Here is a 16,839-nt window from a genome sequence, read left to right as displayed (position 1 = left end):
CATGAGCCGGTCTATGCTCGGTCCATGGCGGATCTCTTCGATGGATACGGCGCAACACTGGCGCCGCGCAGGACCCCGGGTGGCGACCTCCCGTGGGACGAAATGTTCGGCGAGCCCCTCATGCACGGCGATCATGCGCCGTCTCGTGAGTCCTATAAGGACATCTATTCGGCTCTTGCCAAGATGACCCAGGAGGAGCTGCGCGGTCGCACGGAAGCGCTCGCGAGTTCGTATCTCGCCCAGGGCGTGACGTTCGACTTCGCGGGCGAGGAGCGGCCCTTCCCGCTCGACGCCGTGCCGCGCGTCATCGAACAGGATGAATGGGTCACCATCGAGGCTGGCATCAAACAGCGCGTGCGCACCCTCGAAGCCTTTCTCGCCGACGTCTACGGCCGCCAGAACGCCGTGCGCGACCGCGTCATCCCGGCCGGGCTCATCTCGTCGTCATCGCATTTCCATCGCCAGGCGGCCGGCATCACGAGCGCCAACAATGTGCGCATCCAGGTGTCGGGCATCGACCTCATTCGCGATGAGCACGGCAAGATGCGCGTGCTCGAGGACAATGTGCGCGTGCCCTCCGGTGTCAGCTATGTGATCTCGAACCGTCGGGTGATGGCGCAGACGCTGCCCGAGCTCTTCCTCTCGATGCGCGTGCGCCCCGTGGGCGACTACCCCAACAAGCTTCTGCAGGCCCTGCGCGCGAGCGCACCTCACGGCATCGACGACCCCAACGTCGTCGTGCTCACGCCGGGTGTCTACAACTCGGCCTACTTCGAGCACACGCTTCTCGCGCGGCTCATGGGTGTCGAGCTCGTCGAGGGCCGCGACCTGTTCTGTTCGGGTGGCCGCGTGTTCATGCGCACGACGAGTGGCCCGCAGCGCGTGGATGTCATCTACCGCCGCGTCGACGACGAGTTCCTCGACCCGCTGCAGTTCCGCGCCGACTCGATGCTGGGTTCTCCGGGCCTCATGTTGGCGGCGCGCCTCGGAAACGTGACCATCGCCAACGCCGTGGGCAACGGTGTGGCCGACGACAAGCTCGTCTATACCTACATGCCCGACCTGACGCGCTACTACCTGGGCGAGGAGCCCATCCTGCCCAACGTCGACACCTGGCGGCTCGAAGAACCGGGCGCGCTCGAAGAGGTGCTCGACCGGCTCGACGAACTCGTCGTGAAACCCGTCGACGGTTCGGGCGGCAAGGGCCTCGTCGTGGGCCCGGATGCCTCGAAAGAGGAACTCGCCCAGCTGCGAACGCGACTGATCGCCGACCCGCGCGGCTGGATCGCTCAGCCCGTCGTCATGCTGTCCACCATCCCCACGCTCGTCGAGGATGGCATGCGGCCGCGGCACGCCGACCTGCGGCCCTTCGCCGTGAACGACGGCAACGACATCTGGGTGCTGCCGGGCGGTCTCACGCGCGTCGCGCTCCCCGAGGGACAGCTGGTCGTCAACTCGAGCCAGGGCGGCGGGTCGAAAGACACCTGGGTCGTCGGGCAGCCGGCGGGCACGCAGCCCTCCGAAGTCGCCGAGCACGACATCCAGGCACTCGTGGCCGACCAGGCGACGGCCACCCAGGCCATCCCGATCATCTATGACGAGAAACCGAGCCCCGAGCATTCGCCGCACGACGGGCCGAAGAACCAGGACCAGCAGGAGCAGCAGCAACAGCAGGGCGGCACGGCCGTCTCGACCACCGACCGGGAAGCGGGTGCCGCATGCTGAGCCGCATCGCCGAGAGCCTCTTCTGGATCGGCCGCTACATCGAACGCGCCGACGGCACCGCCCGCATCCTCGACGTGCACCTGCAACTGCTGCTCGAGGACCCGTGGATCGACGAGGACTCGGCCTGCCGGTCGCTGCTCTCGGTCATGGGCAGCGTTGCGCCCGAGACGGGCGGCCTGACGCGCGCCGACGTGCTGCAGCAGCTCGCCGTCGACCGCACCCAGCCCGCCTCAATCGCCTACTCGTTAAGCGCGGCCCGCGAGAACGCCCGCCGCGCCCGCGAAATCGTGTCGACCGAGCTGTGGGAATGCCTCAACACCACGAGCGCCCGCATGCCGAGGCGTCTGCCGAGCGACAAGGTGCACGACTTCTTCGGATGGGTGCGCGAACGCTCGGCGCTCGCCGTGGGCGTGGTCGACTCGGCCACGAGCCGCGACGACGCGTGGCAGTTCTTCACGCTCGGCCGCAGCATCGAACGGGCGGACATGACGGCGCGCCTGTTGGCCACGCGCTCGTTGACCGAGGCATCCGGGCCCAGCTGGACGACCATTCTGCGCTCGTGCGGCGCCTACGAGGCCTACCTGCGGACCTATCGGGGCGTGCCGTCGGCCCGCAACGCCGCCGAGTTTTTGCTGCTCGACCGCCTGTTCCCGCGGTCCATCGTGTTTGCCATCGCGCGTGCAGAGGAATGCATCCAGGCCGTCGAGCCGCGCACCGACCGCATGGGGGTCTCGGGCAACGCGCAGCGCCTGCTCGGCCAGATCCGCAGCGAGCTGGAGTACACGCCCGTCGCCGACGTGCTGGCCGACCTGCCGCGCTACATGGACAGCGTGCAACGCGCGACGATGGAGACCTCGGAGGCGGTGCGCGAGCGGTTCTTCCCCACGCACGCCGAGCCGAGTTGGATCGGGGAGAACTCATGAAACGCCTGCGCATCGTGCACAAGACGGGCTTCAGCTATCAGGGGCAGGTCAAGGCGTCCTACAACGAGGCGCGCATGCTGCCGTCGACGACGGATGGCCAGTTCGTGTTGTCGTCGACCATCGAGATCCAGCCCACGGCATCCCAACACGCCTATGTCGACTATTTCGGCACGCGCGTCACGGCCTTCGAGCTGTTGACCCCGCATCAGGAGCTGTCGTTGCAGGCGTCGAGCCTCGTCGAGGTGCGGCCGCGGGCGCACGCCGAGGCCTCGACCAGCTGGGACGACCTGCCGGGCATCGCGGGGCTGCGCCTCGAGACGCAGGAGCAGACCGCGCAGACGCGGCGCACCGAACCGTCAGAAGACCTCATGAAACTGGCGCGCGATATCGCCGAGAAGCACGACAACCCGTGTGAGGCGGCCTCCGAGATCGCGCGCACGATCGGCGAGCAGATGGAGTACGTGCAGGGCGTGACGAGCGTGCACACGAGTGCCGCCGAGGCGTGGGCCGACCGGCGCGGCGTGTGTCAGGACATCACTCACATCGTGCTCGGGGCGTTGCGCTCGGTGGGCATTCCCGCGCGCTATGTGTCGGGCTATCTGCATCCGAAACCGAACGCCGAGATCGGCGAGACCGTCGTGGGCGAATCGCACGCGTGGGTCGAGTGGTTCTGCGGGTCGTGGCACGGGTTCGACCCCACGAACATGCTCGACATCGGCGACCGCCACGTGCTGGTGGGCCGAGGCCGCGATTATCAGGATGTCGCACCGCTCCGTGGCGTCTACGCGGGCCCGTTCCGCTCGTCGCTGTTCGTGTCGGTCGAGATCACGCGCGAAGCCTGACCCCCGCGAAAACGTAGGGGAAATGGACGTGGGGTGCCCCGGTGTGGTTCGCTTCGGGGAAACGAGGGGAAATCCATGGCACGCGTGATGATCGTCGAGGACGATGCCGACCTGCTGCGGCTGCTGGCCATCCGTCTGCGCAAGGCCGGCCACGATGTCGTGGAGGAGTCCGACAGCTCGATAGCCCTCGACCTCATGCGGCTCGATCGCCCCGACGCCGTCATTCTCGACTGGATGATGCCGCTGCTGTCGGGGGTCGATCTCAGCCGACAGATTCGGCGTGAGCCGGGTCTCGAACGCGTGCCCGTGCTGATGCTCACGGCCAAGAGCTCGGCCGAGGATGCGGAAGAGGCGCAACGCGCGGGCGTCGACGCGTTCCTGTCCAAGCCGTGCACGGCCGCCGAGCTGTTGCACCGGCTCGAAGCCGTCATCGAGGCGAAGGGTCGCCTGCGCGACTTCTCGGCCTGAGCCGCGCTGAGGCGGACTCGCTGCGTCGCTCTGCGCACGAGATGAGAGCGCTCTCTTGACGCGCCGCGATTCTCGACGTAGTCTTGCGCCAATCTCATGGGAACGCTCCCGCGGCACACTGGCGGGGATTCCGAGATTCCCTTACACACGCACACAAAGGAGTGACCGTGAATATCACACGACGCGCAAAAGTCGCGGCGACCATCGCCGGGGCGGCAACCCTGGCCCTCGTGGCGGCGGGTTGCAGCTCATCCGCCGGCGCCGACCCCAACGAGAAGATCACCCTCTCGATCACCACGTTCGGCACCATGGGCGTCGACGCGAATTACGAGAAGTACGAGAAAGAGCACCCGAACATCACGATCGAGGCCACCAACCTCGAAGGTGGCGGCGCGGCTCGCGACGACGCCTACGCCAAGATCGCGGCGGGCACGGGCCTGAGCGACATCGTCGCCATCGAAGAAGGCTGGCTCGGCACCATCCAGGAGGTCACGGGCTCGTTCGTCGACCTGCGCGACTACGGCATCGAGGACGTCAAGGACTCGTGGCTCGACTGGAAGTACAAGCAGGGCACGGATGCCGACGGCCGCGTCATCGGCGCCGGTCTCGACATCGGCCCGCAGGGTCTCTGCTACCGCGGCGACCTGTTCGAGGCGGCGGGCCTGCCGAGCGAGCGCTCCGAGGTGGCTGAGTACTTCGGCGGCGAGGACGCGACGTGGGACCGCTTCTATGAGGTCGGTGCCGAATACGTCGAGAAGTCGGGCAAGGCGTTCTATCACAGCCCCCGATTCTTCTGGAACTCCTTCGTGAACCAGCAAGAAGAGGGCTACTACAAGAAAGACGGCGAAACCCTCAACATCAAGGGCAACGACGTGCTGAAGGACCAGTTCGCCAAGGTGGTCGAGGCCGAGGTCGACGGGCTCGGCGCGGGCCTGCCCGGCTGGGATGTCGGCCCCGAGGCCAAGGAGGATAAGTACGCCACCTACATGTGCCCGAGTTGGATGCTCGGCATCGTGCAGGGTTACTACGACGAGGGCACGACCGACAGCGGATGGGATTTCGCCGACGTTCTTCCGGGCGGTGCGGCCAACTGGGGCGGCGCGTTCCTCGGCGTTTCCGAATCGTCCGAGCACAAAGAGGAAGCGGCCGAGCTCGCCCTCTGGCTGGCGGCCCCCGAGCAGCAGGCGGCTTCGTTCGAACTGGCGGGACCGTTCCCCAGTACGACCGAGGGTCAAGAGCTCGTGAACGACACGACCAGCGCGTTCTTCAACGACGCGCCGGTGGGCGAGATCTTCGCGGCCCGCTCCGAGGGCGTCATCGCCCAGGTCAAGGGACCCGAGGACTCCAACATCCAGGACAACGTGTTCGGCCCGGTGCTCGACAAGGTGAGCCAGGGCGAGATCACCGACGGTGAGACGGCGTGGAAGGAAGCGCTGAAGCTGCTCGACCAGCTCGTCGAGCAGTAGACGCGACGTCGCCTCACGGGTGCCTCGCTCATTCGGGGCACCCGCGGCGGGGCGGCCGTCACGGCATGAGGGCACGGATGGTTCGCACAGGAACCGTCCGAGCCCGACCGGCCCGCCGCCGCCCCGCCCTCTCCCCGCCGCCCACCTCTTTCGGATTGGCCGAGCCATGACCAGCACAACCAGCGTCCGCCCCGCTCCGACGGCTCTGACGTTCAGACAGAAGCTCAACCGCTTCGACTACAAATTCTCGCCCTACCTCTACATCGCGCCCTTCTTCATCCTGTTCGCCCTGATCGGCCTGTTCCCGATCATCTACACCTTCAACGTGTCGCTCTACGACTGGCACCTGCTGAAGGGCCAAGGCGATTTCGTCGGCCTGGAGAACTACGTCTCGGTGCTGACCGACCCGTTCTTCTGGAACGCGTTCCGCAACACCATCAGCATCTTCCTGCTCTCGACTATCCCGCAGCTCGTGGTGGCCACCGGTATCGCGGCGTTGCTCGATCAGACCCTGCGTGGACGCACGTTCTGGCGCATGAGCATCCTGTTGCCCTACATCGTGGCGCCCGTGGCCGTCGCGGTCATCTTCCTGCAGATCTTCAACCAGTACCACGGCCCCATCGCCGGGTTGCTCGAGCTGTTCGGTCTCGACCCGGTGCGCTGGGCCTTCGACGTCTTCCCGTCGCACGTGGCGATCGCCACCATGGTGAACTGGCGCTGGACGGGCTACAACGCGCTCATCCTGCTGGCCGCCATGCAGGCCATCCCGCGCGACGTCTACGAATCGGCCGCGCTCGACGGGGCCAACAAGGTGCGCCGGTTCTGGTCGATCACGATCCCCATGATCCGACCCACCCTCATCTTCGTGGTCATCACGGCGACCATCGGTGGCCTGCAGATCTTCACCGAGCCGAAACTGTTCGACGGCCGCACCAACGGTGGCTCCGACCGCCAGTTCCAGACGATCGTGCTCTACCTCTATGAGCTGGCCTTCCCGCGCCGCGACTTCGGGCGGGCCTCGGCCACCGCGTGGATCCTGTTCCTCATCATCATCCTGGCCGGCTTGCTGAACTTCGCGATCTCGCGCGCCATCCGCACGGCCGATACGAAACCGACCAAGCTGCCCCGCGTGAAAGCGCCCGTGCCCGCAACGGTCCCCGACACCCGTAAGCGAGGCTGATCATGACCGCCCTCATCGAACGCCCACCCGTCTCGTCGACACCATCGTCGCCGACACCGCCCCCGAAATACCGCCGCGGGACCGACCACGAACGCCCAGGCATCCTCACCTATTCGATACTGATCGCGTTCTTCCTGGTCTCGGCATTCCCGCTGTGGTGGTCGTTCGTCATCGCCAGCCGGCAGTCGTCGGACACGAACGCCGTGCCGCCCGTCATGGTGCCGGGCCCGAACTTCTTGAGCAACGCCGCCAAGGTGTTCGAATCGGCGCCGTTCATGCTGGCGCTCGCGAACAGCCTCATCATCTCGACCGTCATCGCGGCGTCGGTCGTGTTCTTCTCCACGCTGGCCGGCTACTCTTTCGCCAAGCTCAAGTTCCGTGCCAGCAACGGCCTGCTGCTCGCCGTCATCGCGACCATGGCCATCCCCACGCAGCTCGGCATCATCCCGCTGTTCATGCTCATGGCCGAGTGGCATTGGGTGGGCACGCTGCAGGCCGTCATCGTGCCGGGGCTGGTCACAGCGTTCGGCGTCTTCTTCATGCGGCAATATCTCGTCGACGTGATTCCGGATGAATTGATCGAGGCCGCGCGCGTCGATGGCGCGTCGATGTGGGGCACGTTCTGGCACGTCGCCCTCCCGGCCGCCCGCCCGGCCATGGCCGTGCTCGGACTCTTCTCGTTCATGGCCGCGTGGACCGACTTCCTGTGGCCGCTGCTCGTGCTGGGGCCCCGCAACCCGAGCGTGCAGACGGCGCTCGCGGCCCTGAGCGCCGCGGGCGGTCAGACGCCCGACCACTCGCTCGTGTTGGCCGGCGCGGTCCTCTCGACCATCCCGCTCCTCATCCTCTTCATCCTGGCGGGCAAGCAGCTCGTCGCCGGCATCATGCAGGGAGCAGTGAAAGGCTAGATGACAATCTCTGACGAGCGGCTCACGTCGAGCCGCCCCGACTACCGCGATTCCGGGCTCGTCTTCGACGACGGGTTCCTCATCGGCTCGGCCACGGCCGCCTATCAGATCGAGGGGGCGGTGACCGCGGGGGGACGCGGGCCCTCGATCTGGGACACGTTCAGTGCCACACCCGGTGCGATCACGAACGGTGACACGGGCGCCGTGGCCGACGACCACTACAACCGGCTCGACGCGGACCTCGACCTCATGGTCTCGCTGGGGCTCGAGGCCTACCGCTTCTCGGTGTCGTGGCCGCGCATCCAGCCGTCGGGGGTCGGCCCGGCCAACCCCGAGGGTGTGGCGTTCTATAGCCGGCTCGTCGATGGGCTTCTAGCCCGCGGCATCCGACCGATCGTCACTCTGTATCACTGGGATCTGCCGCAGGCGCTCGAGGATGCCGGGGGCTGGACGTCGCGCGAGACCGCCACGCGTTTCGCCGACTACGCCCGCCTGGTGGCCCGCGCCCTGGGCGACCGCGTCGAGGTGTGGACGACCCTCAACGAGCCCTGGTGCAGCGCCTTCCTCGGCTACGGGTCGGGCGCGCACGCCCCCGGTCGCACCGATGCGGAGGCGTCGTTGCGCGCCATGCATCACCTCAACCTCGCCCACGGACTGGCCGTGCAGGTGCTGCGCGAGGAGTTGCCCGCGCACGCCGAGGTCTCGGTCACGCTCAACTTCCACGTGCTGCGCGGTGAGGATGCCTCGTCTCCCGAGGCTCGTCGGCGCATCGACGCCCTGGCCAATCGGGCCTTCACGGGTCCGATGCTGCACGGTGAGTATCCCGCCGACCTGCGCGCCGACACCGCGGCGATCACCGACTGGTCGTTCGTGCTGCCGGGGGATGAGCGCATCATCCACCAACCGCTCGACTTCCTGGGGGTCAACTACTACTCGACCGCGACCGTGCGCATGTGGGACGGCGCGTCGCCTCGGCAACACGCCGACGGCCACAAGGCTGCCGGCGGAACCCCGTGGCCGGGCAGTGAGCACGTCGAGTTCCTCGTGCAAGACGGCCCCTACACGTCCATGGGGTGGAACATCGCGCCCGACGGCCTCGAAGATCTGCTCGTCTCGCTCGGCGCCGAGTTTCCGGGCCTGCCGCTCATGGTGACCGAGAACGGTGCGGCATTCGACGACGAGATCGACGCCGACGGCCGGGTGCGGGATGTCGGCCGCCTCGACTATCTGCGACGCCACTTCACGGCCGCGCACCGAGCCATCGAACGCGGTGTCGACCTGCGCGGCTACCTCGTCTGGTCGCTGCTCGACAACTTCGAGTGGGGGTATGGCTACAGCAAACGGTTCGGCATCGTGCACGTCGACTACGACACGCAGGTGCGCACCGTGAAGGACTCGGGTCGTTGGCTGGGCGCGCTCATTGATCGGCACCGCATCCCCGAATAGGATGACGCGGAGCCGCAGCCCGAAGGAGATACCATCACCGACGTCGAGACCGCACCGGCGGCACCCACGCTGATCGCCGTCGCCCGCCTGGCCGGCGTCTCGAAGTCGACGGTTTCTCGTGTGCTGAACGGGTCGCCGCAGGTGACGCCCGAGGCGGTCGAGCAGGTCACGGCGGCCGTGAAGCAGCTGAACTACGTGCCCAACCGAGCGGCGCGAAACCTCGTGCGGCGGCGCACGCAGATGATCGCCATGGTCATCCCCGAGCGCACCTCGGAGTTCTTCGCCGACCCCTACTTCGCCGAGGTCATCCAGGGGGCGGCGATGTATGCGTCGTCGACCGACTACACGCTCACGCTGCTCATCGAATCGGATACCGACCCCGAGAAGACACGACGCTTTCTCACCGGCGGCAACGTGGATGGCGCGCTCGTCCTCTCTCACCACAGCAGCATGCAGAGCTACGCCGACCTGTCGCCGTCGCTTCCCGTGGTGTTCGGGGTGCGCCCGCTCGAGCGCATCATGCCCGAGCCCTACGTGGTCGACGCCGACAACGTCGAGGCCGGCGTCCTGGCCACCCAGCGCCTGATCGATGCGGGCCGCGCGCGCATCGCCACCATCACGGGCCCGCTCGACACGGCCGCGGGTCTCGACCGGCTCGAGGGCTGGCGGCGGGCGCTCGAACGCGCGGGTCTTGCCGAAGGCCCGCAGGCAGAGGGCACATTCACGCCCGCCAGCGGGGCTGCTGCGATGCAGCGGATCCTCGACACGGGGCAGCCCGTCGACGCGGTGTTCGCGGCGTCGGCCCAGATGGCGTCCGGTGCGATGGGGCGACTGCGGGAACACGGCCTCTCGGTGCCGGGGGAGATCGCGGTCACCGCGGTCGACAACAACTTCTTCGCCGCCGACACGACGCCCGGGCTGACGACCGTCGATCTGCACACCGCCGACAAGGGTGCGTTGCTCGTGCAGACGCTGCACCGCTTGTTGGCCCGCGAGACGGTCGAGCACACGATCGCGATCGGGAGCACGCTCGTCGAGCGAGAATCGGCCTAGCCTGACCCTCGATCTGGACGACCCTCGATCTGGCCTGACCCTCGATCTGGACGACCCTCGATCTGGCCTGACCCTCGATCTGAACGGCGCGGCCGCACCCGCGAGCAAAAAATAAGGGGGTAGCTGGACCCGAACCAGCTACCCCCTCAGGCAGGCCCACCCGTCCGTTCGGCGTCCGGGCATTCTCCGATAATGCCTAAGCGAAGGGACTCTGGGTGGGGGGCCTTTCGAGTAACAAACTACGCGACGCGCGCCCCCCGGAGGAGGGGCTTGACGAAAGGAAAACCCCGGGGTAAAAGCTCTGGTCGCGGCGCGTGTGCGGGGTCGAAAAGCGCCGGGTGGAGCATCCACCGGTCTACTGTGAGAACGTGAGCCCGAACTCATCGTCCCCCCGCCCGACGGGGCCGGCGACACCCGAGACCTTCACCCTGCGCGACGCCGACGACGTGGAGGTGTTCTACTACGTGTGGCGGGCCGAGAGGCCGCGCGCGATCATCCACGTGTCGCATGGTGCCGGCGACCACGCTCGGCGCTACGACGAGCTGGCGCGGCACCTGGTCGATGCCGGCTACACCGTGGTGGCCGACGATCACCGTGGGCACGGGCAGACCGGGCTCGGTCACCTCGGACTCTCGCATCTGGGGCCCGGCGCGACCAAGGCGGCGACCCGTTCCGTGCAGGCCGTCGGTGAGCGCATCCGGGCCGAGAACCCCGATCTGCCGCTCGTCATGATCGGCCACAGCTGGGGCTCGCTCATGGCCCAGAAGATCGTGGGCACCACCGATATCTACGACGGTTTCGTGCTGTCCGGCACCTCGCTTGCGATGCCGGGCGCCTTGAACGGCGGCGACCTGAACAAGCGCTGGCGTGGCCCGGATGCGACGGGCCTCGAGTGGTTGAGCCGCGATCCCGCCGCCCGCGAGCGGTTTGCGGCCGACCCGCTCACATTCGACATCGCCGTCACGCCCGTGTGGACGCTGCGCCAAGCGGTGGCCTTTCTCGGCCGGCCCGCAAAGAAGATGTCGCCGACTCTGCCCGTGCTCATCCAGGGCGGCTCCGACGACCCGCTCGGGGGAACGCGCGGCATGACCCTGCTGCAGAAGGCCTATCAGCGCCGGGCCGGCCTCACCGATGTCACGCTCATGATCTATCCCGGGGCGCGTCACGAGATCTACAACGAGACCAACAAGCTCGACATCATCCGCGACCTCATCGGATGGCTCGACGCCCGGTTCCCGCGCGCATGAACTACGTCGTCGAGACCGCATCCGGGCGTGTGCTCGGCGAGTCTGCCGGGCCCGTTTCGGTGTGGCGCGGCATCCCTTTCGCCGCGCCGCCCGTGGGGGATGCGCGCGGACGGGCGCCGCAACCGGTCGCGCCGTGGAGCGGTGTGCGAGACGCCACGCGGTTCGGTTTCATCGCGCCTCAAGACGATCACCGCACGTCGGGCGTCATGACCAAGGCGGGTGGGCCCGAGCAGAACGAGGACTGCCTCAACCTCAACGTGTGGTCACCCGGGGCGCCCTCAAGCGTCGGCGGGAGGCCGCTGCGGCCGGTGCTCGTGTGGTTCCACGGCGGCGCCAATGTGTCAGGGGCCTCGTCGCTGCCCGACTATGACGGCGCGTCACTGTCCGCTCGCGGCGACCTCGTGGTCGTCACCGCCAACTACCGTCTGGGCGCGCTCGGCTTCGGCGACTTCTCGTCGTTCGGCCGCGGTGCCGGTCGCGGTGTCGACCGCGACGGTCGCGCCGGGCTCGCGGGCCGCGACGGCTTCGACAGCAACCTGGCGCTGCGCGATGCCGTGGCCGCGCTCGAGTGGGTGCGCGCCAACATCGGGGCGTTCGGCGGCGACCCCACGCGTGTCACCATCATGGGCGAGTCGGCGGGCGCGTCGATGGTCACCACTCTGCTCGCCACGCCCGCTGCCGCAGGGCTCTTCCGCGGAGCGATCGCCGAGAGCCCGCCCGTCACCACCGTCTACGGACGCGAACGGTCGGCGGCCCGCGCGCGCGAGATCCTCCACGAACTCGGCATCGAACCCGCCGAGGTGGCGCGCCTGCGCGACGTTCCCGTGTCGCTCATCGTGCAGGCGTCGTCGGTCGTGCTCACCCGCAACGCGCGCGAGCGCCCCGGAACGTTGGCGTTCGGGCAGGTGGTCGACGGCTCGTATCTGCCGCAGCATCCGCTCGACGCCTTCGAAACCGGTCGCACGCACGCCGTGCCGCTCCTCATCGGCACCAACGATGACGAATCGACGCTGTTCAAACGTGCCGACCCGCCGATCGTGCCCACCACGGTCGACCTCATGCTGAGAACGCTCGAGAACGCGGATGCCGCGAGCCGCCAGCGCATCCTCGACTCCTACTCCCGGCCCCACACGTCACGAGCGGCCCTCGACTTCGGCACCAACTGGACGTTCCGACAACCCGTCCTGCGCGCCGCCGCCGGGCACACCATTCACGCCGGCAACACGTCCAACGCCGGCGGCGGCGGCCAGCCCCGTCGGAATGCCCCTCGCGCCCAGACCTTCGTCTACCAATACGGTTTCGCCTCGCGCATCGAGCGGCTCCTCGGCCTGGGCGTCACCCACGGGTCCGAAATCCCCCTCGTGTTCGGAACGCTCGGCGAGCCCATCGGAAAAGTTCTCGGGGTGCTGGGCCCGCGGCGCACCATCCGCCGTTTGTCCGCCGAGATGCAGGATGCCTGGATCGCCTTCGTGCGTGCGGGCGACCCCAGCACACCCGGCCGGCCGTGGGCGCCGCACCACGAGGGCCGCTCGGTGCACCGCTTCACGTCCGAAGGCGGGCACGACATGGCCGAACTCGAACCCGCGAAACGCGAGGCCTGGTCGACGCTCGTCTGGCCGCGATGACGGTTGGAGCTGTGCGGTGCGATTGCGGGGTGCGATCACGGAACGCGCCGTTAGGCTGGGCGTATGCATGGTGAGTACAAGGTTCCGGGCGGAAAACTCGTCGTCGTAGACCTCGATGTCGTCGACGGAAGGATCGCGAACTTCCGGCTGGCGGGTGACTTCTTCCTCGAACCCGACGAGGCGCTGGGCGATATCGACCGCGCCGTCAACGGTCTCCCGGCGCAGACGGATGCCGCAGCGCTCGCCGCCGCCATCCGCGCCGCCCTGCCCGCCGACGCCACCCTGCTGGGTTTCACCCCCGACAGTGTCGCCACGGCCATCCGTCGGTCGCTGTCGAACGCGACCGATTGGCGCGACTACGACTGGCAGATCATCCACGACAAGGCCGTCGCGCCGCGCGTGCACCTGGCGCTCGACGAGGTGCTCACGGCCGAGGTGGGCGAGGGCCGCCGCGGCCCCACGCTGCGCATCTGGGAGTGGAACGAATCGGCCGTCGTCATCGGCAGCTTCCAGTCGGTCAAGAACGAGGTCGACCTCGAGAACGCCGAGAAGTACGGTTTCGACGTCGTGCGCCGCATCTCGGGCGGTGGCGCCATGATGATGGCCAAGAACTCGATCGTCACCTATTCGCTCTACGTGCCCGCCGAGATGGTGCAGGGCATGACGTTCGCCGAGAGCTACGCCTACCTCGACGACTGGGTGCTCGTCGCGCTGCACTCGCTCGGCATCGACGCCAGCTACGCGCCCCTCAACGACATCACGAGCCCGGGCGGCAAGATCGGCGGGGCCGCGCAGAAGCGCCTGGGTTCGGGCGCCGTGCTGCACCACGTCACCATGAGCTACGACATGGACGGCGAGCTCATGACCAAGGTGCTGCGCATCGGCCGCGAGAAGATGAGCGACAAGGGCACCACGTCCGCCGCCAAGCGCGTCGATCCGTTGCGCAGCCAGTCGGGGCTCGAGCGTTCCGAGATCATCGACCGCATGAAGGCCACCTTCGTGTCGCTCACGGGCGCCGTCGAGGGGCACATCACCGACGACGAGTATGCGGCGGCCGAGGCGCTCGTCGAGTCGAAGTTCGCCACCGAGCAGTGGCTGCACCGGGTTCCGTGAGCGCGCCCGACCCTGTTCCCGGGCCCACGACCGGCCCCACGTTCGCGTCGCTGCCCGTGCCTGCGCCTGCGCCCGAACCTGAGCCCGCATCGGCATCCGCGCCGCAGCTTGTCTCGCCACACGTCATCGAGGGCGACAACCTGGCCGTGCTGCCGACGCTGCCCGACGAAGCCTTCACGCTCATCTACATCGACCCGCCGTTCAACACGGGCCGAGCCCAGACGCGCCAGACGAGCACGGCCAAGCGCACGGTCGCGGGCGGCTCTGGCGAATCCGGCGGGCTCGTCACGGGTTTCAAGGGCCGCACCTACGAACGCATCCGCGGCGACCTCAAACGCTACGACGACGCCTTCGACGACTACTGGGCTTTTCTCGAACCTCGCCTGATCGAGGCCTGGCGCCTGCTCGCCGATGACGGAACCCTCTACCTGCACCTCGACTACCGCGAGGCCCACTACGCCAAGGTGCTGCTCGACGCCATCTTCGGCCGCGACTGCTTCCTCAACGAGATCATCTGGGCTTACGACTACGGCGCGAAGTCGAAGAACCGCTGGCCCACCAAACACGACACCATCCTCGTCTACGTGAAGAACCCGAGCGGCTACTACTTCGATTCGACCACCGTCGACCGCGAGCCCTACATGGCGCCCGGGCTCGTGACACCCGAGAAGGTGCTCAAGGGCAAGCTGCCGACGGATGTCTGGTGGCACACGATCGTGTCGCCCACGGGCCGCGAGAAGACGGGTTACCCCACGCAGAAGCCCGAGGGCATCCTGCGCCGCATCATCCAGGCCTCCAGCCGCGAGGGTGATTGGGTGCTCGACTTCTTCGCGGGCAGCGGCACGACGGGGGCCGTGGCGCAGAAGCTCGGCCGCAACGTCGTGCTGATCGACCAGAACCCCGAGTCGATCGCGGTCATCCACGCGCGTCTCGCGGCGGATGCGGCGGCGTCGGCACCTGCGCCCGCACCGGCGATCGGGGACTAAGCGCGCCCTGCGGTGACCTGCTGAACGGTGTCCTCGGCGGCGACCCAGGCCAACATGGCGCATTTCACGCGCGCGATGTATTTCGAGACGCTCTCGAGAACGGCGGCGTCACCGAGTGGTTCGTCGTCCTCGACACCCGCGCCGCGCGACCGCATCATCTCGCGGAACAGCGCGATCCGCTCGGTCAGTTCGGTGGGCGTCAGGCCCGGGGCCAGCTCAGAGAGCAGCGAGGCCGAGGCCATCGAGATCGAGCATCCCTGGCCGTCCCAGCTCAGCCGCTCGATGATCGGCTCGCCGGTGCTCCCGCCCGTGCTGTCACTCGCCGCGCCCGCGTCGCCCGAGTCGGCGCCCGTACCTGTGCCCGAGCCCTCGACGAGGTGCAGGCGCAACGTGATTTCATCACCACACGTGGGGTTCAACTGATGCGATTCGGCCACACCGCCGTCGACCAGACCGGAGCCCTTGCGCAGCTTCGAGTGGTCGAGAATGACCTGCTGATACAGCCCGGCCAGCTCCGGCGACGCCATTACACGACCCCGAAGAACGAGCGGATGTCGCGCACACCGTCGACGAAAGCATCCACGTCTTCGAACGTGTTGTACACATAGGTGCTCGCGCGTGTGGATGCCGTCACCCCGAACCGTCGATGCAGCGGCTGCGCGCAGTGGTGCCCGACGCGCGCTGCGATGCCGCGGTCGTCGAGGAACTGCCCGACGTCGTGGGCGTGCACGCCGTCGAGGTCGAACGCGACGAGTCCCGCGCGGCCTTCGGGGGTCTGTGGGCCGAGCACGCGAACGCCGTCGATCTCGAGCAGCCCGGCGAGCAGGCGTTCGCCGAGCGTGTGCTCCCAGGCGGCGACGTTGTGCATGCCGATTGCGCCGAGGTAGTCCGTGGCGGCGGCCAAAGCGATGGCCTGCGAGATGCGCTGGGTGCCCGCCTCGAAGCGCTGGGGTGCGGGCAGGTAGCCGCTCTCCTCGAGCGTGACGGTGGTGATCATGGAGCCGCCGGTGAGGAAGGGTGGCAGCGCGTTGAGCAGCGCACGGCGGCCATAGAGCGCGCCGATGCCGGTGGGGGCCAGCATCTTGTGGCCCGAGAACACGGCGAAGTCGACGTCGAGGGCGTGCAGGTCGAGCGGCAGATGCGGCGCGGACTGGCAGGCGTCGAGCAGCAGCAGGGCGCCGTGGCGGTGGGCGATCTCGACGAGTTCGGCGACGGGGTTGATCACGCCGGTCACGTTGGACACGTGCGTGACGGCGACGATGGCCGTGCGGTCGGAGATGAGGCGCTCGGCGTCGTCGAGCGACAGGGTGCCGTCATCCTGCAGCGGAATGGCGCGCAGTGTGGCCCCCGTGCGCGCGGCGAGCTCCTGCCAGGGCACGAGGTTCGAGTGGTGCTCGCCTTCGGTGATGACGATCTCGCTGTCGGCCGTGAGGCGCAGCGCGTCGGCTTCAGCCCCGCCGCGGCCGAGGCTCGCGTTCGACAGGCCGTAGGCGACGAGGTTGATGCCCTCGGTAGCGTTGGAGGTCCACACGATCTCGTTGGCGTCGACACCCACGAAGGCGGCGACTTTCTCCCGCGCCTCCTCATAGCTCTCGGTCGCAAGGGCCGCCAGCGTGTGGGCGCCGCGGTGCACGGCCGCGTTCTGCCGCTCGTAGTAGTGGCGTTCGACGTCGAGCACGGCGCGCGGTTTCTGCGAGGTGGCGCCCGAGTCGAGGTAGACGAGCGCGTGCCCGTTCACCTCCTGGTCGAGCGCCGGAAAATCGGCCCGCACCCGTTTCGCGTCGTCGTTACCGAAGGTGGTGCGGGGGAGGTCAGCGAGTGTCACGGGGTGCTTCCTATGCGGGGTGTCGGCCGGGC

15 protein-coding genes are annotated in these 16,839 nt (G+C 68.1%); 13 read left to right on the top strand and 2 right to left on the bottom strand.

Annotated features, from left to right (window positions below; all coding sequences use genetic code 11):
* Positions 1 to 24 precede the first annotated feature (24 nt).
* The 13 genes from ALI44B_RS07425 to ALI44B_RS07365 all read left to right on the top strand — a co-directional run bounded on the left by ALI44B_RS07425 (position 25) and on the right by ALI44B_RS07365 (position 14,982).
* On the top strand, positions 25 to 1,725 hold the full coding sequence (locus ALI44B_RS07425; RefSeq protein WP_077054127.1) for a circularly permuted type 2 ATP-grasp protein: 1,701 nt from the start codon (positions 25 to 27) through the stop codon (positions 1,723 to 1,725).
* Complete coding sequence (locus tag ALI44B_RS07420; protein WP_077054126.1) at positions 1,719 to 2,648, top strand: alpha-E domain-containing protein; 930 nt, start codon at positions 1,719 to 1,721, stop codon at positions 2,646 to 2,648. The genes ALI44B_RS07425 and ALI44B_RS07420 overlap by 7 nt, the downstream gene beginning before the upstream one ends.
* Positions 2,645 to 3,490, top strand: a complete 846-nt coding sequence (locus ALI44B_RS07415) for a transglutaminase family protein (RefSeq protein ID WP_077054125.1) — start codon at positions 2,645 to 2,647, stop codon at positions 3,488 to 3,490. The genes ALI44B_RS07420 and ALI44B_RS07415 overlap by 4 nt, the downstream gene beginning before the upstream one ends.
* Positions 3,491 to 3,565: 75 nt before the next feature.
* A complete protein-coding gene (locus ALI44B_RS07410; protein WP_077054124.1) occupies positions 3,566 to 3,958 on the top strand; it encodes a response regulator transcription factor in 393 nt (130 codons plus the stop codon).
* Positions 3,959 to 4,125: 167 nt separating this feature from the next.
* Entirely contained in the window at positions 4,126 to 5,424 is a 1,299-nt protein-coding gene (locus ALI44B_RS07405; RefSeq protein ID WP_077055429.1) for an ABC transporter substrate-binding protein, read from the top strand.
* A 166-nt stretch (positions 5,425 to 5,590) separates the two neighbouring features.
* Positions 5,591 to 6,604, top strand: a complete 1,014-nt coding sequence (locus ALI44B_RS07400) for a carbohydrate ABC transporter permease (protein ID WP_077054123.1) — start codon at positions 5,591 to 5,593, stop codon at positions 6,602 to 6,604.
* Between the two features lie 2 nt (positions 6,605 to 6,606).
* Complete coding sequence (locus tag ALI44B_RS07395) at positions 6,607 to 7,512, top strand: carbohydrate ABC transporter permease (protein WP_077054122.1); 906 nt, start codon at positions 6,607 to 6,609, stop codon at positions 7,510 to 7,512.
* Complete coding sequence (locus ALI44B_RS07390; RefSeq protein ID WP_077054121.1) at positions 7,513 to 8,958, top strand: GH1 family beta-glucosidase; 1,446 nt, start codon at positions 7,513 to 7,515, stop codon at positions 8,956 to 8,958.
* A gap of 33 nt (positions 8,959 to 8,991) precedes the next feature.
* Positions 8,992 to 10,011: a LacI family DNA-binding transcriptional regulator gene (locus ALI44B_RS07385; RefSeq protein WP_077054120.1), complete on the top strand. Its 1,020-nt coding sequence runs from the start codon at positions 8,992 to 8,994 to the stop codon at positions 10,009 to 10,011.
* 368 nt (positions 10,012 to 10,379) lie between these two features.
* A complete protein-coding gene (locus ALI44B_RS07380; RefSeq protein WP_238592153.1) occupies positions 10,380 to 11,258 on the top strand; it encodes an alpha/beta fold hydrolase in 879 nt (292 codons plus the stop codon).
* Positions 11,228 to 12,883, top strand: coding sequence for a carboxylesterase/lipase family protein (locus ALI44B_RS07375; protein ID WP_083709721.1), 1,656 nt, complete (start codon positions 11,228 to 11,230; stop codon positions 12,881 to 12,883). Before ALI44B_RS07380 ends, ALI44B_RS07375 begins: the two co-directional genes overlap by 31 nt.
* 63 nt (positions 12,884 to 12,946) lie before the next feature.
* On the top strand, positions 12,947 to 13,996 hold the full coding sequence (gene lplAB / locus ALI44B_RS07370; RefSeq protein ID WP_077054118.1) for a lipoate-protein ligase LplAB: 1,050 nt from the start codon (positions 12,947 to 12,949) through the stop codon (positions 13,994 to 13,996).
* Positions 13,997 to 14,046: 50 nt separating this feature from the next.
* The gene (locus ALI44B_RS07365; protein ID WP_496507433.1) at positions 14,047 to 14,982 is read left to right on the top strand and encodes a DNA-methyltransferase; all 936 of its coding nucleotides are present in this window, start codon (positions 14,047 to 14,049) and stop codon (positions 14,980 to 14,982) included.
* On the opposite strand, the gene ALI44B_RS07360 is transcribed toward ALI44B_RS07365, so the two are convergent.
* Positions 14,979 to 15,509, bottom strand: a complete 531-nt coding sequence (locus tag ALI44B_RS07360) for an iron-sulfur cluster assembly scaffold protein (protein WP_077054117.1) — start codon at positions 15,507 to 15,509, stop codon at positions 14,979 to 14,981. The genes ALI44B_RS07365 and ALI44B_RS07360 overlap by 4 nt on opposite strands.
* Positions 15,509 to 16,807 (bottom strand): cysteine desulfurase, encoded by a 1,299-nt coding sequence (locus tag ALI44B_RS07355; RefSeq protein ID WP_077054116.1) that lies wholly within the window; start codon positions 16,805 to 16,807, stop codon positions 15,509 to 15,511. The genes ALI44B_RS07360 and ALI44B_RS07355 overlap by 1 nt, the downstream gene beginning before the upstream one ends.
* Positions 16,808 to 16,839: the final 32 nt, after the last annotated feature.

It is taken from the genome of Leifsonia sp. ALI-44-B, assembly GCF_001984125.1.
Lineage (GTDB): Bacteria > Actinomycetota > Actinomycetes > Actinomycetales > Microbacteriaceae > Okibacterium.
This window is presented reverse-complemented; position numbering and strand designations above follow the sequence as displayed.